Here is a 1,197-nt window from a genome sequence, read left to right on the forward strand (position 1 = left end):
GCCTGCCGCCGATCGGCACTCAGGCCACCCCCTTGCGCATACCGCATGCCCACGGCATAGCGCAGGGACCACCCACCGTCACCACCGACTTCACGTCGAAACCCTCAGTAAGTGATGTCGGGTGGCGTGGGGCATTGGTCACCTGCGCCGGTGGCCGCTGACCCACATGGGCCGGCTCTCGGTGCGCATACTGTGACCGGCAGAGGAGCCGTCGTCCGACCGAACGGCGATGGGTGGGGCCGATAGGCCACGGGCCGGGCCGGACGATCAAGGAGACCAGCGATGGATGTTGAGGAAAGCTGGCGCCGCTACGGGCTTCGCCCCATCGGTGCGGATCTCGACGAGGTCCGTGCACTCCCGAGACTTCACCCCCACAGCGCAACCACCCGCTACCCATCTTCAAGGGGAGAACATCAACGGCTGGGTACCCTACCCCAGCCCTGGCGGACCTGGGCTGTCTCGGTGCCGGCGGGACCTTCGCTGTCCCGTACCGCCGCCGTCCACGTCTGGAACTCACCGTCCGACAGCGGTTGCTGAACAAGGCCCATGCCCGGCTCCGGTATCCTGTCGAACGCGGTATGGCCCGTCTGAACCCTGGAGGGCTACCGCTGAAAAGGCTCAGTAAGGATCTTCAGGGTGGCCACTGATCGGGTGCTGGCGGTGGGCCCGTAACGGGCGAGGCCCTCGGGCTGTTGATCGAGATGTCTGACGTCTCAGCACCACAGCCTGGGAGCCTCGTTGGCTGTCCATCCTGCCGCATTGGACTGCCGCACACGTTGGTGGAGTGGGTCACGATGCTGATCGCCACCTGTGAGGATGACCGCCGCTGCAGACTGCGGCCCTCCCAGCGCGCGATCGTGGCGCCGGTGTACCCACGCGAGCACACCACCCCCGCCAAGCTCGCCGCGGGCTTCGACGTCAGCGACCTGACCATCAAACAACCAGCGTCAACCGGGGCCGGGCCCACGCCCGGCTGCCGGTCGAGCGAGCCTCCACCCGCCTCAAGTGCTGGCGGATCTTCCGCAACGCCCGCATCAGCCCAACCGCCTCACGTCAATAACCCAGGCCATTCTCACCCTGGAGCAGCAACGCTGAAGATCCTCTAGCCTCGATCTTTCGTGACGGTCCGTCGGTTTCTTCGGCGGGCCGTTTCGGTTGTTCGGGCTGGTGGCGGTCGGGCTGATGGCCCGGCTGTCG

The 1,197-nt window shown here is 66.7% G+C and carries 1 pseudogene; it reads left to right on the forward strand.

Features of this window, described 5'->3' with window-relative positions:
- Positions 1-738: 738 nt before the first annotated feature.
- A pseudogene (locus ACZ53N_RS37465) lies at positions 739-953 on the forward strand (IS5/IS1182 family transposase); the annotation flags it as partial.
- Between the last annotated feature and the right edge of the window lie 244 nt (positions 954-1,197).

The sequence above is a fragment of the Streptomyces sp. NPDC033229 genome (assembly GCF_055576875.1).